At 44.0% G+C, this 19,069-nt stretch carries 22 protein-coding genes; 8 read left to right on the forward strand and 14 right to left on the reverse strand.

The features are described 5' to 3' along the window. Positions 1–7 precede the first annotated feature (7 nt). From sufC to cyoE, 10 genes are all read right to left on the reverse strand, one after another. Complete coding sequence (gene sufC, locus BEP19_RS15535) at positions 8–796, reverse strand: Fe-S cluster assembly ATPase SufC (protein WP_120190988.1); 789 nt, start codon at positions 794–796, stop codon at positions 8–10. Between the two features lie 291 nt (positions 797–1,087). Beyond that, the gene (gene pckA / locus BEP19_RS15540) at positions 1,088–2,683 is read right to left on the reverse strand and encodes a phosphoenolpyruvate carboxykinase (ATP) (RefSeq protein WP_120190853.1); all 1,596 of its coding nucleotides are present in this window, start codon (positions 2,681–2,683) and stop codon (positions 1,088–1,090) included. A gap of 258 nt (positions 2,684–2,941) precedes the next feature. Then, a complete protein-coding gene (locus tag BEP19_RS15545) occupies positions 2,942–4,360 on the reverse strand; it encodes an anti-sigma factor domain-containing protein (RefSeq protein WP_120190854.1) in 1,419 nt (472 codons plus the stop codon). Then, positions 4,329–5,135, reverse strand: coding sequence for an RNA polymerase sigma-I factor (gene sigI / locus BEP19_RS15550; RefSeq protein ID WP_245983637.1), 807 nt, complete (start codon positions 5,133–5,135; stop codon positions 4,329–4,331). Before sigI ends, BEP19_RS15545 begins: the two co-directional genes overlap by 32 nt. Before the next feature lie 175 nt (positions 5,136–5,310). Further along, a complete protein-coding gene (locus BEP19_RS15555; protein WP_120190856.1) occupies positions 5,311–5,730 on the reverse strand; it encodes a hypothetical protein in 420 nt (139 codons plus the stop codon). A 248-nt stretch (positions 5,731–5,978) separates the two neighbouring features. Beyond that, entirely contained in the window at positions 5,979–6,359 is a 381-nt protein-coding gene (gene gcvH, locus BEP19_RS15560; RefSeq protein WP_120190857.1) for a glycine cleavage system protein GcvH, read from the reverse strand. A 78-nt stretch (positions 6,360–6,437) separates the two neighbouring features. Further along, entirely contained in the window at positions 6,438–7,229 is a 792-nt protein-coding gene (locus BEP19_RS15565; RefSeq protein ID WP_120190858.1) for a DUF2797 domain-containing protein, read from the reverse strand. A gap of 78 nt (positions 7,230–7,307) precedes the next feature. Continuing rightward, positions 7,308–8,039, reverse strand: a complete 732-nt coding sequence (locus BEP19_RS15570) for an amino acid ABC transporter ATP-binding protein (RefSeq protein WP_120190859.1) — start codon at positions 8,037–8,039, stop codon at positions 7,308–7,310. Further along, on the reverse strand, positions 8,036–9,205 hold the full coding sequence (locus BEP19_RS15575; protein ID WP_120190860.1) for an MFS transporter: 1,170 nt from the start codon (positions 9,203–9,205) through the stop codon (positions 8,036–8,038). The genes BEP19_RS15570 and BEP19_RS15575 overlap by 4 nt, the downstream gene beginning before the upstream one ends. A 252-nt stretch (positions 9,206–9,457) precedes the next feature. After that, entirely contained in the window at positions 9,458–10,408 is a 951-nt protein-coding gene (cyoE, locus tag BEP19_RS15580) for a heme o synthase (RefSeq protein WP_120190861.1), read from the reverse strand. Positions 10,409–10,910: 502 nt separating this feature from the next. On the opposite strand from cyoE, the gene proB reads away from it, so the two are divergent. The 6 genes from proB (at position 10,911) to BEP19_RS15610 (ending at position 15,822) form a co-directional block, all read left to right on the forward strand. After that, complete coding sequence (gene proB, locus BEP19_RS15585; RefSeq protein WP_281269308.1) at positions 10,911–12,050, forward strand: glutamate 5-kinase; 1,140 nt, start codon at positions 10,911–10,913, stop codon at positions 12,048–12,050. 2 nt (positions 12,051–12,052) lie between these two features. Next, positions 12,053–13,300 carry a glutamate-5-semialdehyde dehydrogenase gene (locus BEP19_RS15590; RefSeq protein ID WP_120190862.1) on the forward strand — a complete coding sequence of 416 codons (1,248 nt, stop codon included), beginning with the start codon at positions 12,053–12,055 and terminating at the stop codon, positions 13,298–13,300. Positions 13,301–13,320: 20 nt separating this feature from the next. After that, positions 13,321–14,160: a pyrroline-5-carboxylate reductase gene (proC, locus tag BEP19_RS15595; RefSeq protein ID WP_120190863.1), complete on the forward strand. Its 840-nt coding sequence runs from the start codon at positions 13,321–13,323 to the stop codon at positions 14,158–14,160. A gap of 49 nt (positions 14,161–14,209) precedes the next feature. Beyond that, on the forward strand, positions 14,210–15,040 hold the full coding sequence (locus tag BEP19_RS15600; protein ID WP_120190864.1) for an Asp23/Gls24 family envelope stress response protein: 831 nt from the start codon (positions 14,210–14,212) through the stop codon (positions 15,038–15,040). A gap of 112 nt (positions 15,041–15,152) precedes the next feature. Further along, positions 15,153–15,443: a hypothetical protein gene (locus BEP19_RS15605; RefSeq protein WP_245983639.1), complete on the forward strand. Its 291-nt coding sequence runs from the start codon at positions 15,153–15,155 to the stop codon at positions 15,441–15,443. Between the two features lie 37 nt (positions 15,444–15,480). Continuing rightward, complete coding sequence (locus BEP19_RS15610) at positions 15,481–15,822, forward strand: spore coat protein (RefSeq protein ID WP_120190865.1); 342 nt, start codon at positions 15,481–15,483, stop codon at positions 15,820–15,822. 42 nt (positions 15,823–15,864) lie between these two features. Here BEP19_RS15610 and BEP19_RS15615 read toward each other — a convergent pair whose 3' ends face one another. After that, a complete protein-coding gene (locus BEP19_RS15615; RefSeq protein WP_120190866.1) occupies positions 15,865–16,152 on the reverse strand; it encodes a DUF2573 family protein in 288 nt (95 codons plus the stop codon). A gap of 149 nt (positions 16,153–16,301) precedes the next feature. On the opposite strand from BEP19_RS15615, the gene BEP19_RS15620 reads away from it, so the two are divergent. Further along, complete coding sequence (locus BEP19_RS15620; RefSeq protein ID WP_120190867.1) at positions 16,302–16,616, forward strand: DUF1811 family protein; 315 nt, start codon at positions 16,302–16,304, stop codon at positions 16,614–16,616. Between the two features lie 61 nt (positions 16,617–16,677). Further along, the gene (locus tag BEP19_RS15625) at positions 16,678–16,995 is read left to right on the forward strand and encodes a cupredoxin domain-containing protein (protein WP_281269311.1); all 318 of its coding nucleotides are present in this window, start codon (positions 16,678–16,680) and stop codon (positions 16,993–16,995) included. Between the two features lie 39 nt (positions 16,996–17,034). Here BEP19_RS15625 and BEP19_RS15630 read toward each other — a convergent pair whose 3' ends face one another. The 3 genes from BEP19_RS15630 to BEP19_RS15640 form a co-directional block, all read right to left on the reverse strand. Beyond that, the gene (locus BEP19_RS15630; protein WP_120190991.1) at positions 17,035–17,973 is read right to left on the reverse strand and encodes a 4-hydroxy-3-methylbut-2-enyl diphosphate reductase; all 939 of its coding nucleotides are present in this window, start codon (positions 17,971–17,973) and stop codon (positions 17,035–17,037) included. A 123-nt stretch (positions 17,974–18,096) separates the two neighbouring features. Next, positions 18,097–18,249 (reverse strand): DUF2759 family protein, encoded by a 153-nt coding sequence (locus BEP19_RS15635; protein WP_120190869.1) that lies wholly within the window; start codon positions 18,247–18,249, stop codon positions 18,097–18,099. A gap of 118 nt (positions 18,250–18,367) precedes the next feature. Next, entirely contained in the window at positions 18,368–19,024 is a 657-nt protein-coding gene (locus BEP19_RS15640; RefSeq protein ID WP_120190870.1) for a YigZ family protein, read from the reverse strand. Between the last annotated feature and the right edge of the window lie 45 nt (positions 19,025–19,069).

Below are 19,069 nucleotides of genomic sequence, written 5' to 3' on the forward strand. Positions count from 1 at the left end.
CACCCCCTTATATTTCAGCGCCAACGGTTTCGTCAACAATTCCTAATTCTTCTTTAATCCAATCGTACCCTTCAGCTTCTAGGCGTTTCGCCAGCTCAGGACCACCAGACTTCACAATCCGACCCTGCATCATCACATGAACAAAATCAGGCGTGATATGGTCCAGTAACCGTTGATAGTGAGTGATAATCAACACGCCAAGTTCTGGAGAACGCATTTCGTTAACTCCTTGGGCAACTACTTTCAAAGCGTCTATGTCTAAACCCGAGTCGATCTCATCTAAAATCGCAAGGCGCGGTTTTAGCATCATCATTTGTAAAATTTCATTTCTTTTCTTCTCTCCGCCAGAAAATCCTTCGTTTAAATAACGGTGACTAAAAGACTCATCCATTTCTAGCGCGCCCATTTGTTTGTCCATTTCTCGAATGAAGCTCATTAAAGAAATTTCATCGCCTTCTTCACGGCGAGCATTGATCGCGCTTCTTAAGAAGTCAGCATTTGTAACACCGCTAATCTCACTCGGATATTGCATAGCCAAGAAAATCCCTTTCCGAGCCCGCTCATCCACTTCCATTTCCAGCACATCTTCATTGTCTAAAGTAACATCCCCGCCTGTTACCTTGTAGTTTGGGTGTCCCATAATCGCTGCGGATAGTGTGCTTTTCCCGGTTCCGTTCGGCCCCATGATCGCGTGAATTTCTCCGCCCTTCACTTCTAGGTTAACACCCTTCAAGATTTCCTTATCTTCGATCGACACCTTAAGATCTTCTATTTTTAAATGTGGTACATTTGCCATATTCATCTATTCCTCCATTCCTATTTGAACAAAGAGTGAAGAATCTATTCGCTTCTTCATTCTCAGTTGATTATCATCTTCTTCTTATATTATAGTATAACATGGAATTTAGCAAAGAAACACTATTTTCATATTTTTTATATACTTTTGTTTAGTAAGTATGGTTTATAACTATAAAGCTTGTCCTATTCGGTGATCTAGCCTCATTAAATAGTATGATGAACTGTGGAAGTAAGCGCAAATAACAAAACAAAAACCCTTTTTTATAAAAAGGATCGTTGTTTTGATTGTTTATATAGTCGGTCCTGCCTCAATTATTTTTCTATCTACATTTTTAAACCTCATGAAATTTTGGACAAATCGTTGCGCCAGCCTTTTTGCGGCTCGTTCATAAGCATTTAAGTCTTTCCATGCGTTACTAGTAACCAATAGTTCGCTTGGAACACCCGCTACAGCTTGTGGAACAGATAGACCAAAAATGGGATCGACCACGTAAGCATCTTGCTGAATAGTCCCATTAATTGCAGCTTTAATAAGTGTTCGCGTATAGGTTAGCGGGATTCTTGAGCCCGTTCCATAGGATCCACCCGTCCAACCTGTATTCACTAAATACACTTGAGTGGCATGTTTCTCTATCTTCTCCACAAATAACCGCGCATAAACAAGCGGATCCAAGGGCAAGAACGGCTCGCCAAAACAAGCAGAAAAAGTCACCTCTGGTTCCGTAACACCCCGTTCTGTTCCAGCCAACTTGCACGTATAACCTGACAAAAAGTGATATACGGCCTGCTCTTTTGTCAACTTCGCAAGCGGAGGAAGCACCCCAAACGCATCAGCAGTCAGAAAAATGATCACGCGCGGATGATCGGCTACACCTGAACGAATCGAACCCGGAATAAACGAAAGCGGATAGGCGACACGCGTGTTCTCTGTCAACTGTCCATCGTTGTAATCTGGGACCCTCGTTCCCTTATCGATGATCACATTCTCCAAAACAGACCCAAATTGAATTGCGTTCCAAATTTGCGGTTCCTGTTCCGCAGACAGGTGAATACACTTTGCATAGCAACCACCTTCAATATTAAACACGCCACGCTCAGACCAACCATGTTCATCATCTCCCAGCAAACGCCGCTCGCTATCCGTCGATAACGTGGTCTTACCCGTGCCGGATAACCCGAAAAACAAAGCGACATCCCCCTTTTTTCCAACATTAGCTGAGCAGTGCATCGATAATACATTTTGTTTTGGCAACAGGTAGTTCAATACACTGAAAATGGACTTTTTCATTTCCCCCGCATAAGAGGAGCCGCCAATAATAATTAACCGCTTCGATAAGTGAATTATAATAAACGCCTCTGAATTCACGCCATGTTGAGCGGGATCAGCTTCAAAGCCCGGGGCGCAAACAATTGTAAACGCGCGATTCGGCTCAAAAGGTTCTTCTTGGGAGGGGTGGATAAACAATTGTTGGGCAAATAAATTTTGCCATGCATATTCATTTATAACTCGAATCGGTATACGGTGGACAGCATCCGCTCCCGCAGCCCCTTCAAAAACATATAACTGCTTTCCTCCCAAATATTGCAACAGTTCTTGGTACAACCTCTCAAACTTGATTTCCTCGATCGATTGGTTGATCGGGACAGGGGCAGAAGATGGTCCCCAAGCAATGTGATCGCGATCGGAACCTTCCTTAACAATGTACCTGTCACCTGGTGAACGTCCTGTATACTTTCCCGTTGACACACTCAACGCGCCACTGACCGTTAACATGCCTTCTCCTCTTTGAATTACCTCTTCTATCAGTTGTGGTGTAGATAAATTAAAATATACCCGTTCCGACTGTAGTATTTGACGCAATTGCAAGCTAGGCTTCCCCTCCATTTTTGTTTGCCTCCTTACAATTAGTGGAGTATATGCCGTTAGCTTAAAAAATAAAAAAGAAGTAATGGCTTGCTTATAACCTCAAGCGATTACTTCGTAAACACCGTCCCTGCTACTAACGCAATGAAGATAGCGACCGAAATCCAAAAGATCACCCAATCCTGCTCATTCCTTTTAAACATGCGTTCACTCCCTTAAAAAATGGAAGTTACCACATAATATGAAGCAAGGATTTAAGATGTGACTCTTCTCAAACGCTTAATCGTCCTCATCATCTTCGTCTTTGTCTTGCTTCTTCTCTTTCTTTTCCTTCTCCTTTTCAGCCCGTTCTTTCTCCTTCTTTGCCTGCTCTTTTTCAGAGCGCTCCTTCCCTTTCTTCTCCTGCTCCTTTTCAGCGCGCTCCTTCTCTTTCTTCTCCTGCTCCTTTTTAGAACGTTCTTTCTCTTTCTTCTCCTGCTCTTTTTCAGCGCGCTCCTTCTCTTTCTTCTCCTGCTCCTTTTTAGAACGTTCTTTCTCTTTCTTTGCCTGCTCCTTTTCAGAGCGTTCTTTCTCTTTCTTTGCCTGCTCCTTTTCAGAGCGTTCTTTCTCTTTCTTCTCCTGCTCCTTTTCAGCGCGCTCCTTCTCTTTCTTCTCCTGCTCCTTTTCAGCCCGTTCTTTCTCTTTCTTCTCCTGCTCCTTTTCAGCCCGTTCTTTCTCTTTCTTCTCCTGCTCCTTTTTAGAACGTTCTTTCTCTTTCTTCTCCTGCTCTTTTTCAGCGCGCTCCTTCTCTTTCTTCTCCTGCTCCTTTTTAGAACGTTCTTTCTCTTTCTGTGCCTGCTCCTTTTCAGCGCGCTCCTTCTCTTTCTTTGCCTTTTTATCCTCCTTTTTCAACTCTTCTTTTTTCTTTTTCTCTTTCACTTGTTTCTGTGTCTTTTTGTTAGCCACCGAAGCTAGATCATTTCGAGGGTGAAATTCTAGAACCTTAAATCCTTCGACAGGCTGCAACTCTTTCACATTCAATTGATGCGAACTTTGCTCTGTCATCGATATATTCGCTTGTTGCGCCTTCTTTTCTAAAATATAAAAGCCTGGGGAACGCTGCTGACTTTTCGCTTCGTTACGCCATTGTTCATCTCCTTCGACAAACAAGACCGTCAATTCTTGATCTAACGGCGTCTCTTCAATTAACTGACCTATATTTTCCGATCGCTCCTCTTGCAAATAGGTCGTCGTAATCACGACTTGTTGCTCATCTTTTATATAGCCGAGCATTTGCGCCTGATGAATTACGTTCACGGTTACACTTCCAAGCGATTGACTTTTCCACTTAACATTGCGCAACAATTGTTCGCCTTCATCATTAAACGCCTCGGCTCCGATTACTTGCGTTCGCCGATTGATCTCAAATTCGACACTCGGATTAATATCAATTGTTACAGCGGCATAGGTTTCCTTCTCTCCTAAAAAGGGAGTAACGATCAAAAAGAATAACAAACAAGCGCTCACAATTGAAAAAGCGGGCAGCAAGCGGCGAGCCCAAATCCGTTTCCCTTCTTGTCGGCTCGTTTCAAATGCGGAAAATAGGACCTCAACACCCTCTAGATGGTTCGGTTGGTGAGGTATTTTAATAAACTCTCCTTCGGGGGTGATTACAACTGTCCATTTGTCAGTAGCCTGCATCACGATGCCCTTCTTCAATACGTTCCCCCCTTTCAGATTCAGGTTCAATATTTAAATAATCATGCAAGTAGCGATAATCGTCTACTAATAATAAAATCACAGCGACAATATACGTTCGATTTCGTTCCACAGTTTTTCTGCTTACTTTCACATGTCCCATTAATTCTTTCATTGGCAACTTTTTCGTAGCTAAAAAAGAATTTCGTAACTGCGAGTTATTCGCTACAATTGAGGCGATGGAAATAGCGTTCCTTCTCGCGTCAACATGCTTAGGAGATAGATCTGGCAATTCCATTAAATCGATCTTGTATTCTTCAAGCTTCTCTTTGTAATGTTGGATTTCTTCTCTTCTTAAACTAGACTCATAATCCAACTGATATTGTTCGAGCGAGGCTTGGACTTCAACAGGAGATTGATCGGAATCTTCCTCTCCCTCAATCGTATGCTCAAACGCCAGACTGCCACGATGCCTTGCTTCTTTGCGTATATAGTCAATAATCCTGCGTCGGATCACAAGATTAGCGAAAGATAAAAATGAGCTTCCTTTCCCCTCGCTATAATTCGTAATCGCTTCATCAAAGGCCTCTAAGGCTACACTGAATTCGTCATCTTGCTTTGGATCAATGTATCTTTTGCAGACCTTTGCAGCGACTTGAGAAATAAAAGGGGTATACTGGCGCAATAATTCATTGCGCGTTTCCACGTCTCCCTGTTGAGCAAAGACAACCTCAGACGTTAAATCACGCCCAGTAAATGAGGGATTTGAAGAACGCCTTCCTATGAAGCGACTCAAAAACATGCTTTCACCTCACAATATAACCATTCGGTAACTTTATTGTTTTATGTCCGTTATAAATCGACACCTTTCAAATCATTTTATCCAACACAAGGGAAGCGCGTCCACTTTTTATCGTTTCGTATAAAAATAAAAGGGAGATCTCACGATTGTAAGATCTCCCTAAATGTAATTATCTTTGTTTTTCGCGTGTTTGCCATCGGCTTAACCGTTCGCTCAGACGATTGAGTCGCTTTTTCAACATTTCTTCCCACTCGCGGTCTTTGATCTGTTTGGCCACGATTAGCAAGTCGAGGGCGCTATCAATCTGTTGGCGGAAAACCTGCTCGATGCTTCCTTCATCAACAACGGTGCAATTTTCAAATATATTTTGCAACGATTCTTTGCTTATATATTCTTTAAAGTCAATCTCAGGGATATCGTCAGTTTGCGCGTACTCGCATATAATCTCGTACTCTTCCTCCACCTTCGGATGTACGTCAATACGGTTACAAACTGGACAGTGCAGGATTGGCACATTATTAATGTAAGTTCGATAATGGCGCAAACTCCCTAAAGCGCCAATCATGCTAGCTCCGCAACAAAAACTCATAAGACACTTCCTCCCTCCCCACCGGAACAACACACGATGGTGTAGCCGACACTATTTTCATCTATATTCAATTGTAGTTGAGCATATCTACTTTTCATAGACTTAAATGTTGGATTGAATGGCTAAAAAAAGAAGCCCTTGGGAATGGATGGTTGCGCTGGTATCATTACCCATCCCGCAGAAATCATCCACTTACCTTGATCAAACATAAAAACGAAAAAGGTGACTTGTCCAAGTCACCTCCTCCATTAACCTTTAACAAAAGCTTCGTATTGCTCCGCAGATAATAATTGATCCACTTGCGCGGCATCGGCTAATTCAACCGCGATCATCCACGCCTTCTCATACGGCGATTCATTCACAAATTCAGGAGAGTCTTCAAGCTCAGCATTCACTTCTACTACCTTGCCGCTGACAGGGGAATAAAGTTCTGAAACCGTCTTAACGGACTCAACCGTGCCAAACGTATCATTCACGGCGATCTCATCTCCGACAGATGGCAACTCAACAAACACAATGTCCCCTAACTCAGATTGGGCGAAATCAGTAATGCCGATGTAAGCTTTGTTTCCTTCTACACGAACCCACTCATGTTCTTTACTGTACTTTAACTGGGTAGGCAAATTCATGTATTGTTCCTCCTTTATGTATGGTCCCCTTTATTTTACCACATCTAACCAGTTATTGGCGATTCCATCACGGCGTAATTAATAGCCAATTTCAATTTTATAGCCCGAATATTTTCTTACATTTAAAACTGCGCCTTCAAACAATAAATATTGCCCCTTAATCCCAATTAATCTATCTTGTAACAACGGTTGTTTATCCAGGTTATAGGTCCTCACTTTTTCCAAACTCTCTAACAGCGGGTAGACGATCTCGATCCAATCTTCCTGTTCAATCGCGTAGCGCTTGTACTCTTCTGGAAAATACGAAAAGGCTTGCTCGCGTAGTTCAAGCAGATCAAGCAGTTCCGCTTCCCCGCGCAACATTTTGCGCCAATTTGTTTTATCTGGCAAATGTTGCGACAAGGCAACCTCAAGCTCGCCCGCTGTTTTGCGATTGGGTGTTTCCGCTATCGGGATCGCTTGAATTGCTCCCTGGTCCACCCATCGTTTCATTTCATTCTGTTTACGCGTAACCCCGACTTTAATACCGCTGCTTACCGCGAGATACACATAGTGCGGGATCATACAATAAGCTTCGCCGAATTCAGCATCGCGACACGTTCCTTCATCGTAATGACAGTCATGGGGTCGAACGATGCACAAATCTGTCTCAGGCAAAGAGATCACACACGGATAACAGTAGCCGCTTTGATACGTCTTTTTAATCTTGCGTCCGCATTTCACGCATTCAATTTCCCCTAAAAAAGAGACGCGGACTTCTCTTCCTAATAGATCATTTAATGTAACTTGTTCATCCCCAAGCGGCAAGTAATATGTGATCGGACTTGAGTACTCATGCTTTAATCCTTGTAAAAAACCACGAACAAACATTTCTTCCCCTCCCAATAGAAAAAGTCTTGCTCATAGGCTTTCAACCTAGCAAGACTTGTTATGATCTCGATTGTCTCTCTAATGAGACAGTAACTTTCCTAAGAATTCCTTTGTGCGTTCATTTTGTGGATTTGAAAAAATATCAACAGGTTGTCCTTCTTCTTGAATCACACCTTTATCCATAAAGATGACTCGATCGGCCACTTCGCGGGCAAAACCCATTTCATGGGTGACAACGACCATCGTCATCCCTTCCTTCGCTAAATCTTTCATAACCGATAATACCTCACCAACTAATTCGGGGTCAAGCGCGGAGGTTGGTTCGTCAAATAGAATGATTTTCGGGTCCATCGCCAACGCGCGAGCAATCGCCACCCGCTGCATTTGACCTCCAGATAATTTTTCTGGATAAACGTCGGCCTTGTCAGCCAAACCCACCTTACCCAACAATAGCATCGCTTGCTCCCTTGTTTGCGCGCCTGGCTTTTTTAGAACTTTCATCGGAGCTAACATTATGTTTTCCAAAACGGTTTTGTGCGGGAAAAGATTAAACTGTTGGAACACCATGCCGACCTCCGTCCGCACCTTATTGATGTCGATGTTGGCGTCCGTCAAATCTTTCCCATTAATAATGACATGCCCGCTCGTAATTTCTTCTAAGGCATTTAGGCAACGCAAAAATGTGCTTTTACCTGAACCTGACGGGCCGATCACACAGACCAACTCACCTTCATTAATCTCGCAATCGATTCCTTTCAGCACTTGCAAATCGCCATAATATTTATGCAGTTCTTTCACTTGAATCATCATGGTTCACACCCTTTCAATGGTTGTTTATACGACCCACTTGACTTGCTCGGTCGCAGTCCAAGTAGGAAATAGACGATAAACACGAGCGACAAGGAGTAAAACAGACTATTTGGGTGAATATGTTCAATCCCTGTTCCCGTCACACTCGGGCCGATGATACTGCCTATACTAAACAAAATAGCTGCCAGCGCATTCCCTGTTGGCAACAATCGCCCCGGAAGCGTGTCCGCCAAAAAAGCAAGCCCCAGTGAGAAAAAGGAACCAACGACACTGCCCGCCAATATGGCTAGAATGAGGATACCGCTCACCTGACCATCCATTAAAGGAACTGCCAAGAAAGCGAGAGATCCGATCAACGCGGCTCCCATCAACACCTTCTTCCGACCGATTCGATCGCTTAACATCCCCAGCGGAAGTTGGGTTATAATCCCTCCAGCCGCGAAGGAAAACAAAATGATTGGGACCCATTCGGCGCCAATTCCTGTTCGCAAAGCATAAATCGGGAAGCTTCCATTCAATACCGCCTCCAAATAACCGTACATAAAGGCGGGAATAAGCGCAAACCAACCGATCGCGAATGCCGTCCGATAAGAGCCAACTCGGCTGCGTTGTTCTACTTGGGCAGGGAACTCGTTTTCCAATCTAATTACAAAAAGGAAGGAAATAAAATATAACGCGCAGACAACAATGAACGGGAGGTATTCGTTAATAAATGAAAGGTTAACGCCAAACGGACCGATCATAAAGCCGCTTCCATACGCTAATCCGTAGATAGAAATACTTCGTCCCCGCAAATGCGCGGGACTGCTTGATGTAATCCAAAGTTGCGACGTGTAATGGAGCGCGCTATCGCCCACCCCGATCATGAACCGCAACATAAACCACCACCACAGATGCTCCCAAAACGGGATCATTGCCGAGGCGATGAAAACAACGATAACACCAAATAACAACATCTTTTTATAGCCAAATCTTCGCAACGGCTTCTCTACGAAAAAAGAAGCGAAGAACATCCCAATATATAAGGCTGCGGCATTCCAGCCGTTTAACGTGGATGAGTATCCCGCTGTTTCTATCATAATCGAAAGCAAGGGCAATGTTAACCCTTGACTCATCCCCGCAATCGCGATGGCTAACACTAACGTAAAAAACTTTCTGCTTTCCATGTTGACCACTCCGTCTGTCGTTCAAAAATCTACCTATTTCTTAACATAATTTCATCCTCAGTGGACCTTACGCCTACCCGAAATCGTCCCCATACAATCTGCTATCATCGCTTGCTTTTGCCCTCAGCAAGGTAACTTTAAACAAAAAAAAGAGTAGGATAAATGAATTATTCCTACTCAGATCACTTTGTTTATTAGTTTAACCTATTCTTTTATTTTACACAAAAACAATTTCAATGGTCTAGCGGATCCTTAAATGACCACATCCACCATCATAATCACACAGGAAACGACTAAGTACAGCAAAGAATACAGGAACATCGAACGAGCCCATTTCATATCATCCTTTGCGAAGAAACCTTTAACAGCTAAAGCAAGCCACCCAAGTCCGAGCGCCGCAGCGGAAATAAAGTACAACTTCCCAACGATACCCGCTTCATACATGAACAGAGAAACAGGAACCAACGCTGCCGTCCAAAGTAAAATTTGACGCTTTGTTTCAAGAAATCCGTTCGTAACAGGCAACATATGATAGCCAGCCTCACGGTACTCATCCGCCTTCATCATCGCTAAGGCAAGAAAGTGCGGAATCTGCCATAAAAACAGAAATGAAAATAAGAGCCAAGCGCCTTGTTCCAAATTGCCCGTTACTGCCGCCCAACCAATGATTGGCGGGACTGCCCCTGAGATCGCGCCGACCACCGTATTCAAGTGGGTTGTTCTTTTCATCCAAGCCGTATAGACAACGACGTAGAAGAAAGCGCCGATTATACCGAGTAAAGCCGCCAAGCCGTTTTCTGCGGTTAAACCAAGCACTGTTGTCCCCGCAATGATTAGAAGCATGCCGTAACCTAATGCTGTTTTCGCCGACATTCGACCTGTCGCAATCGGCCGCTCCATCGTTCGCTCCATTTTAATATCTAAATCGCGGTCTAAATAGTTGTTTAACACACAGGAACCTGCCATAACAAGTGAGCCGCCAAGGATCGTATACAATAACAACATAAAATCAAATGATCCCTTCCAAGCGGAAGCCAACCAAAAACCGGTTACAATTACAATTAAATTCGACCTGACAATCCCAGGCTTGGTCACTTGGACATAATCACGCCACGTCAACGGCCCCAAATCTTGTTCAACCGAAGATAACGCCTCTACCGTATCTTGTTCCTGAGAATAAGTCGCGGATGTTTCCAATTTCATACTCCTTCCAACTATCTCTGCTTTCATCCAACCCGTTCATATTACACTGTTGTCACTGTCAATTAAAGATAGTTTATACCTATGAATATAGTTTTAATATATTAATTTAATTGTAAAATGATCTTGGCTCGATGTCAAGCAAGCAATACCCGTTGTTTCGCTTGACTATCTTCGCTGTTTTCATGCATAATGAACTTAAAAAAAGATTGCTTATAAATGATAGAGTCAACACTAATCTAATAGCGATAATTGGGGAATCGGATCAAGTGTCATGTGTCGCAGAGAGTGATGGTCGCGGCTGAAAACCATCGCCATTATGCCTAGTCTGTCCTGCCCCATAGCTTTTCAGGAGTGAATCCTGAACAGGGACGACCCTGTTATCAACGTAAAGTGGGCAGTAAATGCCAATCAAGGTGGTACCGCGGAAGAACCCTTTCGTCCTTATTTTTTAAGGATGAAAGGGTTTTTTACTAAAACTCTCCAACCGAAGGTGTGATCAGACGTGCTGCAAATTCTGCAGGAGAAAAAAAGGTGTAGGATTGTCGTTAAAATTGGAAGCAGTTCCTTAACAGAGAAAGCGGGCGGCATTTCGCTTTCTAAGTTAACAGACCATGTCGACGCCCTCGCTTATATGAAACAGTTAGGTCATGAAGTCATTTTAGTTTCATCAGGGGCGGTTGCCGCCGGGTTTCATTCGCTTGGCTTTGCCCAACGCCCTTCATCTATGGAAATGATACAAGCTACCGCCGCTGTCGGACAAGGGTTGCTTATCTATACGTATTCACAGGCTTTTTCAAAATTTCACATTCCGGTCGCTCAATTGCTGCTGACACGACGCGATTTTTCAACAAGGCAGCAATTTACAAACGCCCATAATACACTAACTGCCCTGCTGCAACGTGGAGCGGTCCCAATCATCAACGAAAACGACACCGTCTCAATCGATGAGTTAACTTTTGGCGATAACGATATGTTGTCCGCCCTTGTCGCCGGAGCCATTCACGCTGATTTGCTAATCATTTTGACGGATACAGACGGGCTGTATAACGCCAATCCACGCACAGATCCAACCGCTAAAAAAATTCCGCTCGTGGAAAAGATTACGCCAGAAATTGAGGCAATGGCCTCCGGGGCTGGCTCTGATGTCGGCACAGGCGGCATGAGATCCAAGGTGATCGCCGCTAAAACTGCTCTATCCTTCGGCGTGAAAGTATTTGTCGGCGAAGGGGTTGGCCAGGAAAAGCTGTATCAAATCCTCGAGGGGAATGGAAACGGAACCTACTTTGGCTCAACCGAACTTTCCACGATGAATAACAAAAAACAGTGGATTGCTTTTCACGCGGATGTTAAAGGATGCCTAGTCGTCGACGGCGGGGCAAAAATGGCGTTAATGGAAATGGGAAAGAGCCTCCTCCCGTCTGGAATCATCGAAGTGCGCGGCCAATTTGCGCAAGGCGATATCGTTGAAGTGATCACCGCTTACGGTGACCGTCTTGGAAAAGGAGTCGTTAATTACGCATCCGATCTAATTGAACAAGCGATGGGACACGATTCACAATATGCAATGTCACTCGGTTCGGGAAACAACCGACCCGAAATCATTCATCGCGATGAATGGGTATCTTATGAATGGAGGGAATAAACATGAGTGAACTTTTACAAAAAGGGAAAGCGGCCAAACAAGCCGCAAAAACATTAGGACAAGCATCAACTGAATTGAAAAATAAAGCATTACAAGCGATTGCGGATGGATTATCAGCCAATCATACTCCGATCCTCGCGGCAAACAAACAAGATGTGGAGCGGGCCAAAGCAGCCAACACGTCAGCCGCTATTTTAGATCGACTCATTCTAACCGAACAACGGATACAAGATATGGTCACCGGCGTCAAGCAAGTGATTGAGTTAGCGGATCCACTTGGTGAAATTATGGAGTCATATGACCGTCCAAACGGAATTAAGATTGATAAAGTGAGAGTGCCGTTAGGCGTTATCGGGATAATCTACGAGGCCCGTCCAAACGTAACTGCTGACGCGGCGGCGCTGTGCTTGAAAACGGGCAACTGCGCTTTCCTGCGCGGCAGTTCTTCCGCTCTTGAATCGAATAAAGCAATTGTGAAAGTGGTTCAAGAAGCGCTAACGAGCGTTGGCTTACCTGCGACAGCTGTTCAATTACTTGAAGATACGTCCTACGAGACGTCTGATCAAATGTTACAAATGAATCAATTCTTAGATGTATTGATCCCTCGCGGCGGAGCGGGATTAATTGAGCATGTCGTCAAAAACGCGACAGTGCCTGTGCTTGAAACCGGAATCGGTAACTGTCACGTCTATATCGATGAGGCGGCGGAACCGACGATGGCGGTCAACATTGCCCTCAACGCAAAAACACAACGACCTGGCGTCTGCAACGCTGTTGAAACCCTTTTGGTACACAAAGATTGGGGAGTCGAATCCCTTAACAAACTAATTTCAGCGTTAAATGAACAAAAGGTTAAAGTGAGGGCTTGCTCACAAACGAAGCAAACGATCAGCGATCTTGATGCTGCAGATGAATCTGATTGGGCAACAGAATACCTTGATCTAACCGTCGCGTTAAAATTGGTTGATTCCGTAGAGGCTGCGATTGAACATATCGATCAGTACGGCAGCGGGCACTCAGAATGTATCGTAACGGAAAATGAGCAACATGCCCGTAAATTTTTGAATGAAGTTGACGCCGCAGCTGTGTATCACAATGTATCCACCCGCTTTACAGACGGATTTGAATTTGGCTTCGGCGCAGAAATTGGCATTAGCACACAAAAACTACATGCGCGCGGCCCAATGGGATTGAAAGAACTCACTTCTTACAAGTACATCTTACAAGGAACGGGACAAATCAGATCATAGTGAGGAGACGTGAGATTCAGATGCTAACAAATAAAAAAATCTGTTTTGTCGGCGCAGGGTCAATGGCCGAAGCGGTGCTGGCCGGTATACTTAACCAACGGATCGTCAAACCCGGCGCGATTAGTATTACGAACCGCAGCGACCGATTCCGCTTGGATGAACTCGTTTATAACTTTGGAGTCGTTGCCGATGCCGATCAAAAAGAAAAATACATTCGCGAAGCCGACATTTTGATATTAGCTATGAAACCGAACGATGTGGAGAGCGCCATTGCGGAAATCAAAGCGCTCACCCATTCCGATCAGCTTATCATTTCCGTAATCGCCGGGATTACAACAACGTTTATTTCTAAGCAATTTGGCCATCATGCGCCAATTGTCCGAGCGATGCCGAATACATCGGCGACGATTGGACAGTCAGCGACCGGACTTTGCCAAGGGGCGACGGCCACGTCCGAACACCTTGCAACCGCTTCGCGCATTTTTGAAGCGATTGGAATGGTTGTGACTGTTGAAGAAGCGCAGTTGGATGCGGTTACTGGCGTCTCTGGCAGCGGTCCCGCTTACATCTATTATATAGCGGAAGCGATATTGGCAGGCGCGATGGAAGCCGGGCTCGATCAGGAGATGGCGCGCGAGCTCACCCTACAAACAATCATCGGGGCAGCTCAAATGTTACATGAAACGGGCGAAACCCCAACCGCGCTGCGCGAAAAGGTAACTTCCCCGAACGGCACAACACAGGCAGGATTAGATACGTTGCGTTCACACAAAGTCGATGAAGCCATCGTTTCCTGCATCCTTAAAGCAAAAGAACGCTCAATTGAACTTGGAACTGAACTCACCCGTTCCAAAGCTTAAACATGAATAGAACGTTAAACTATTTGAGATAAAGGCAGGAATTTTATTCGTGAAAATATTTGCATTACATGGTCCAAGCGGCACTGGCAAAAGCGCCAGCGCCCTTGGCTTGGCCCATGAACATCAGATTGAGGCGATCATTGATGATGGGCTGCTGATCTATCACGGCAAAAAAATCGCTGGCAAATCAGCGAAATATGAGAACACAACCGTCGCTGCAGTTAAACGGGCCATCTTTTTGAACAAGGCCCATGCGGAGGAAGTGAAACAAGCGCTGCGCCAATATCCAGTTAAACGTTTATTGATCATTGGCACTTCTAAACGGATGACACGCCGTATTCAACAGGCGCTTGAACTACCTGAAATCGATCATTTTATCGATATTACTGAAATTCGCGGGCCTTCTGAAATCAGGACTGCCCGTTTTCATCGCGGCATACAAGGCAAGCACTTAATTCCGATCCCGCGTGTACAAGTAGAACAAGACCTGATGCATCGTTTGATCGCCCAGGTTGATAAAATTTTTTCCGCTAAAAAGGAGGAACTAGGAGAAACAACAATCGTCCACCCCCCTTTTCAAATTGGAAAAATCCACATTTCGGAACAGGCCCTAAAAAAGATCGTAATCCACAGCAGCAATCCGTTTCGTTCAGTGGCAAAAATAAATAAGGTCAGGCTCGACTTCGATCACGTTCCAACCGCTCAAGTAGAATTGAGCTTAACACTTAGACTTGAGGACAACATTCCACAAGTTACCGCGCAAATCCAAGCAGCCATTCATGACGCCTTCTTGCGCCATTTAGATTTGGAATTAGAACAAACGAATATTCGAATTACGCGGATAGAATTCACGGCTTCGCCAAAAGAGGTTATCAATTAACACTGATAACCTCTTTTTTATTGTATGTTTAATTTACCAGCTTAATCTAGGCGGTAATCGGGAAAACCATAAGTGCATCTAAAAATTTGAGGGTTGGGGAGGTCTATCGTTAATGCAAATGACAACGCAAAATCCTATGCATAATCAACAACCGCTGATCATGACGCCACCTGCCGTGGTGACCACGAAAGACTCAATGTATTTAAAAGACGGAATGTCATGGTTGCTTTTGGCTGCAAAAAAATGCGCGCACTATGCCAATGAAGCGGAATGTTCTCAAGTTCAACAAATGTTAAATCAAATGGGTCAACTACACTTAAAACATTACAAATTGTTATTGCGTCATTGTCAAAACAACAACACCCAGCAGATGGCGCAGGTTCCACACATCCCGCAACAATAAAACAAAACAATCATTTTATGAAAGGGGCCCTTTACGCATGCAACAAAATCAGAACGTAATTAAAAACCCGCCGCCGGCCAATGAGCCTCAAGTTAAAGGACCAGAAATGAATGACCGTGATCGCTTAAATGATGCGTTAGCCGGAGCCAAATATTTAACGGATAGTTTTAACATCGCCGTCCGCGAAGCAAGCTTTGATGCGCTTCATCAAGATTATATGAAGATCTTAAATGAAACACATCAAGCAGCGCGTCAATCCTTCTTATTAATGTTCCAAAAGGGCTGGTATAAGTTGGAGGCTGAGGAACAACAAAAATTGGACCAAGCCTACCAACAGTTTAGTAATTATTCCACACAATTCCCATATCCTGTACAATAAAGCAATAAAAAAAAGGTAGACGATTTACATCGTTTACCTTTTTTATTTCGATTGGTTTAATGTAGCTTGATGCGCTCGAATTTGCTTTTTATTTTCCTCGTTTTGACGCTGGATTTGCTCAAATATTTCTCGAACTTTTCGCTTCGCATCTTGATGCTCCTCAATCGATGTCCAATGTTTGACGAGCGGCGGCATGACCTTTAACATATGGCTATACATACACCAAATTTTCACCATCTCGATGTTTTCATCGGTTGCTTCACCTGTCAACAACTCTGTAAATTTATAAATCAAGCCATCTAACTCAGGCACCAATTTATTCGTTTCCATTCCATCAACACCCCCATATCTACAGATTATTATACCTTTTGCACTATACTTAAGTTAATTACATTCTTTCAATAGTTCGCTTTTTTGTCAACTCTAGAGGCAGCTATTTCACACATTAAACAAATAATTAGAAAAAGAGGAGATTTTATATGGAAAAAAGATTTAGCGAAATGAGCAAGGCAGAATTAGATCGTCAACTTCTACACTTAAAAGAATCGGCTATGAAAAAGCATCAGGCTGGCTTCTATTCTGAAGCGGCTGTTTACGAACAAAAGTTTTACTTTGCAAAATCTTACCTGATCGACACTACGCGCTTTCAAGTGAATACAGAGTACTACGTCATCGGAGAAGAACAACCTTTTACGTTACATTACATACGCGGTCGAATGGCCTGGGGACATTTCGCGGACTCAACTGAAGAAATCGCATTTCCAATCGCAAAATTAGCGCGTAAAGAAAGCTAAACCTCCTCATACTAACCGTATGAATAACGTAAAACAAACCAAACTCACTATTTTGATTCTCATGTTGTTACTGACTTTGTGGACAAATCCCATGGAAGCGGCTCAGCCAAAAATAATTGTGATGTCAGAGCAAGGATTCATTCCGCAACAGATGGCTTTTAAAAAAGGAGCCCAGGTCGAATTGATTGTACACAATCAGGGAAAACTGGCGCGCCGTTTCGTTATCCCTGGCTTTGCCGTCACTTCCCCATTTTTAATGGAGGGAGAAATGGCTTCTATTCGTTTTATACCGAATCAAACGGGCAGCTTCCCGATTCAAGGCGCGACATCCCATACCGCAGAAGACCCGTTGATCGGTTCCTTCGTCATAACGGAATGAAACAGGCAGAACCACTTGGTTCTGCCTGTTTCATCTAACTTATGATTTTACTGTAGGTAAAATCTTTGACATGTTCACCGTGCGCGACGTTGCCCACGTACTCGGATCCGCTTCCTCAAATTGTTCAAGGTAACGTATCACTTCGCGCGTGATCGGTGTTGGAGTTGAGGCCCCAGAGGTGACAGCCACTTTTTTCTTACCCAACAACCACTCTTTTTCTATCTCCGTTACATCTCCGATCCGATACGCTTCAGTGCCCGCAATTTCTTTCGAAACCTGAGCTAGTCGATTTGAGTTGTTGCTCATCGGATCCCCAACCACAATCAATAAATCCGCTTCTTTCGCCTGTTCAGCGACGGCTTCCTGGCGAACTTGGGTAGCCAAGCAAATTTCATTGTGTATTTCAGCGTGGGGGTACTTCGCAATACATCGATTCATGATATCTTTTATATCCCACTGACTCATTGTCGTTTGATTGGTGACGATAATCTTATCGTTCTCCAGCTGCAATTGTTCCGCGTCTTGTAATGTTTCAACAAGATGAACCTCCCGCGGAGCGTTGCCTAAGGCCCCTTCTGGCTCAGGATGACCCCGCTTACCGATATAAATCACATCAAAACCGTCCGCTACCTTTTCTTTAATTAAATCATGCGTCCTCGTCACATCAGGGCAGGTAGCATCAACGACCATTAACCCCTTTTCGCGGGCCTTTTGCTTAACCTGAGGAGAGACGCCGTGAGCCGTAAAAATAACCGTTCCTTTGTCTATCTCTTCAAGCATACTCAAACGATCAGGGCCGTCCAACGTAATGATCCCCTCGCGCTCAAAAGCGTCAACAACGTGACTATTATGCACAATCATCCCTAAAATGTATATGGGTCGAGGAAAATCAAAGTTTCTTGCCGTCTGCTGGGCCAACACCATCGCGTCAACGACACCATAGCAGTACCCTCTTGGGCTAATTTTTAATACTTCCAGCTTCATCCCTCCCCTTTCAATCATTTATTATAGCTGTTTCACAGCGAGACCGCATCTTCAAACATGTTGAATTTTTTTAGCGGAAGAAAAAGGGCAAAAAACCGCTCAAAAAGAGCGGTTTTTTTACATTAAGATAGCTAACACAGTTGTAAATCCGAAGGTTAAAGTGGAGATTGCGGACACTGCAAAGCCGAAGACGTTCCCTTGTTGCTTTGTTTGCTTCAGCCCATATGCGCATAGTAAAGTAACAAGCGCTAAAATCACAATCATGACCATGAAAGTTCACCTCTCTATCCATCAAACGATACTTGGATCAGACTTATCTTCTCTATTGTAGAATTTTTAGGACAAAGAGTAAACTACTTTTAACAATTTGGTTATGTTTTTATAATGATTAAGACGGTGATTCGTTTGCAGCGCATTCAAACTCCACATACTTTGGTTCGCCCTGTGTAATCTGTACTTGACCGCTCGTCTCATCCGTAATCCACTGAAGTAACGGTTGTTCTTGACCTGATTCCACCAGCACAGTAACAACAACCGACTCCAGGTACGTAATCTCATCGATAATATAATCTTGGCGAGCCCGCAATTCATTTTCAATCTTACCCAAAAAAGTGTAGTCCAATTCAAATTGGTATGTTTCATGCAACACCCGTTCGACAAGCATGCCTGCTTTCAATGCTTCTGATGCGCTTCTGCCGTAGGCTCGGATAAGTCCCCCAGCGCCAAGCTTAATACCCCCGAAGTAACGCGTAATAACGACAACGGTATCTTTAACTTGATTTCTTTTCAACACCTCTAGGATCGGTTTCCCCGCGGTTCCGCTCGGCTCACCGTCGTCATCCGCTTTTTGAATATCGTCGTGTTCCCCTACAAGATAGGCAGAACAATTATGTGTTGCATCCCAATGCTTCTTTTTTATGGTAGAAATAAACGCGCGGGCTTCCTCTTCAGACTCTGCGCGTTGCGCATAGCAAATAAAGCGGGATCGATTGATCTCGATCTCCGTTTCGCCAAAGCCTGCTACGGTTAAATATTTTTTGATCAATCCGTTTCACACCCCTTCGCAGCGCCTCTTCAATTATAGCATAGA

It is taken from the genome of Ammoniphilus oxalaticus (genome assembly GCF_003609605.1).
Lineage (GTDB): Bacteria > Bacillota > Bacilli > Aneurinibacillales > RAOX-1 > Ammoniphilus > Ammoniphilus oxalaticus.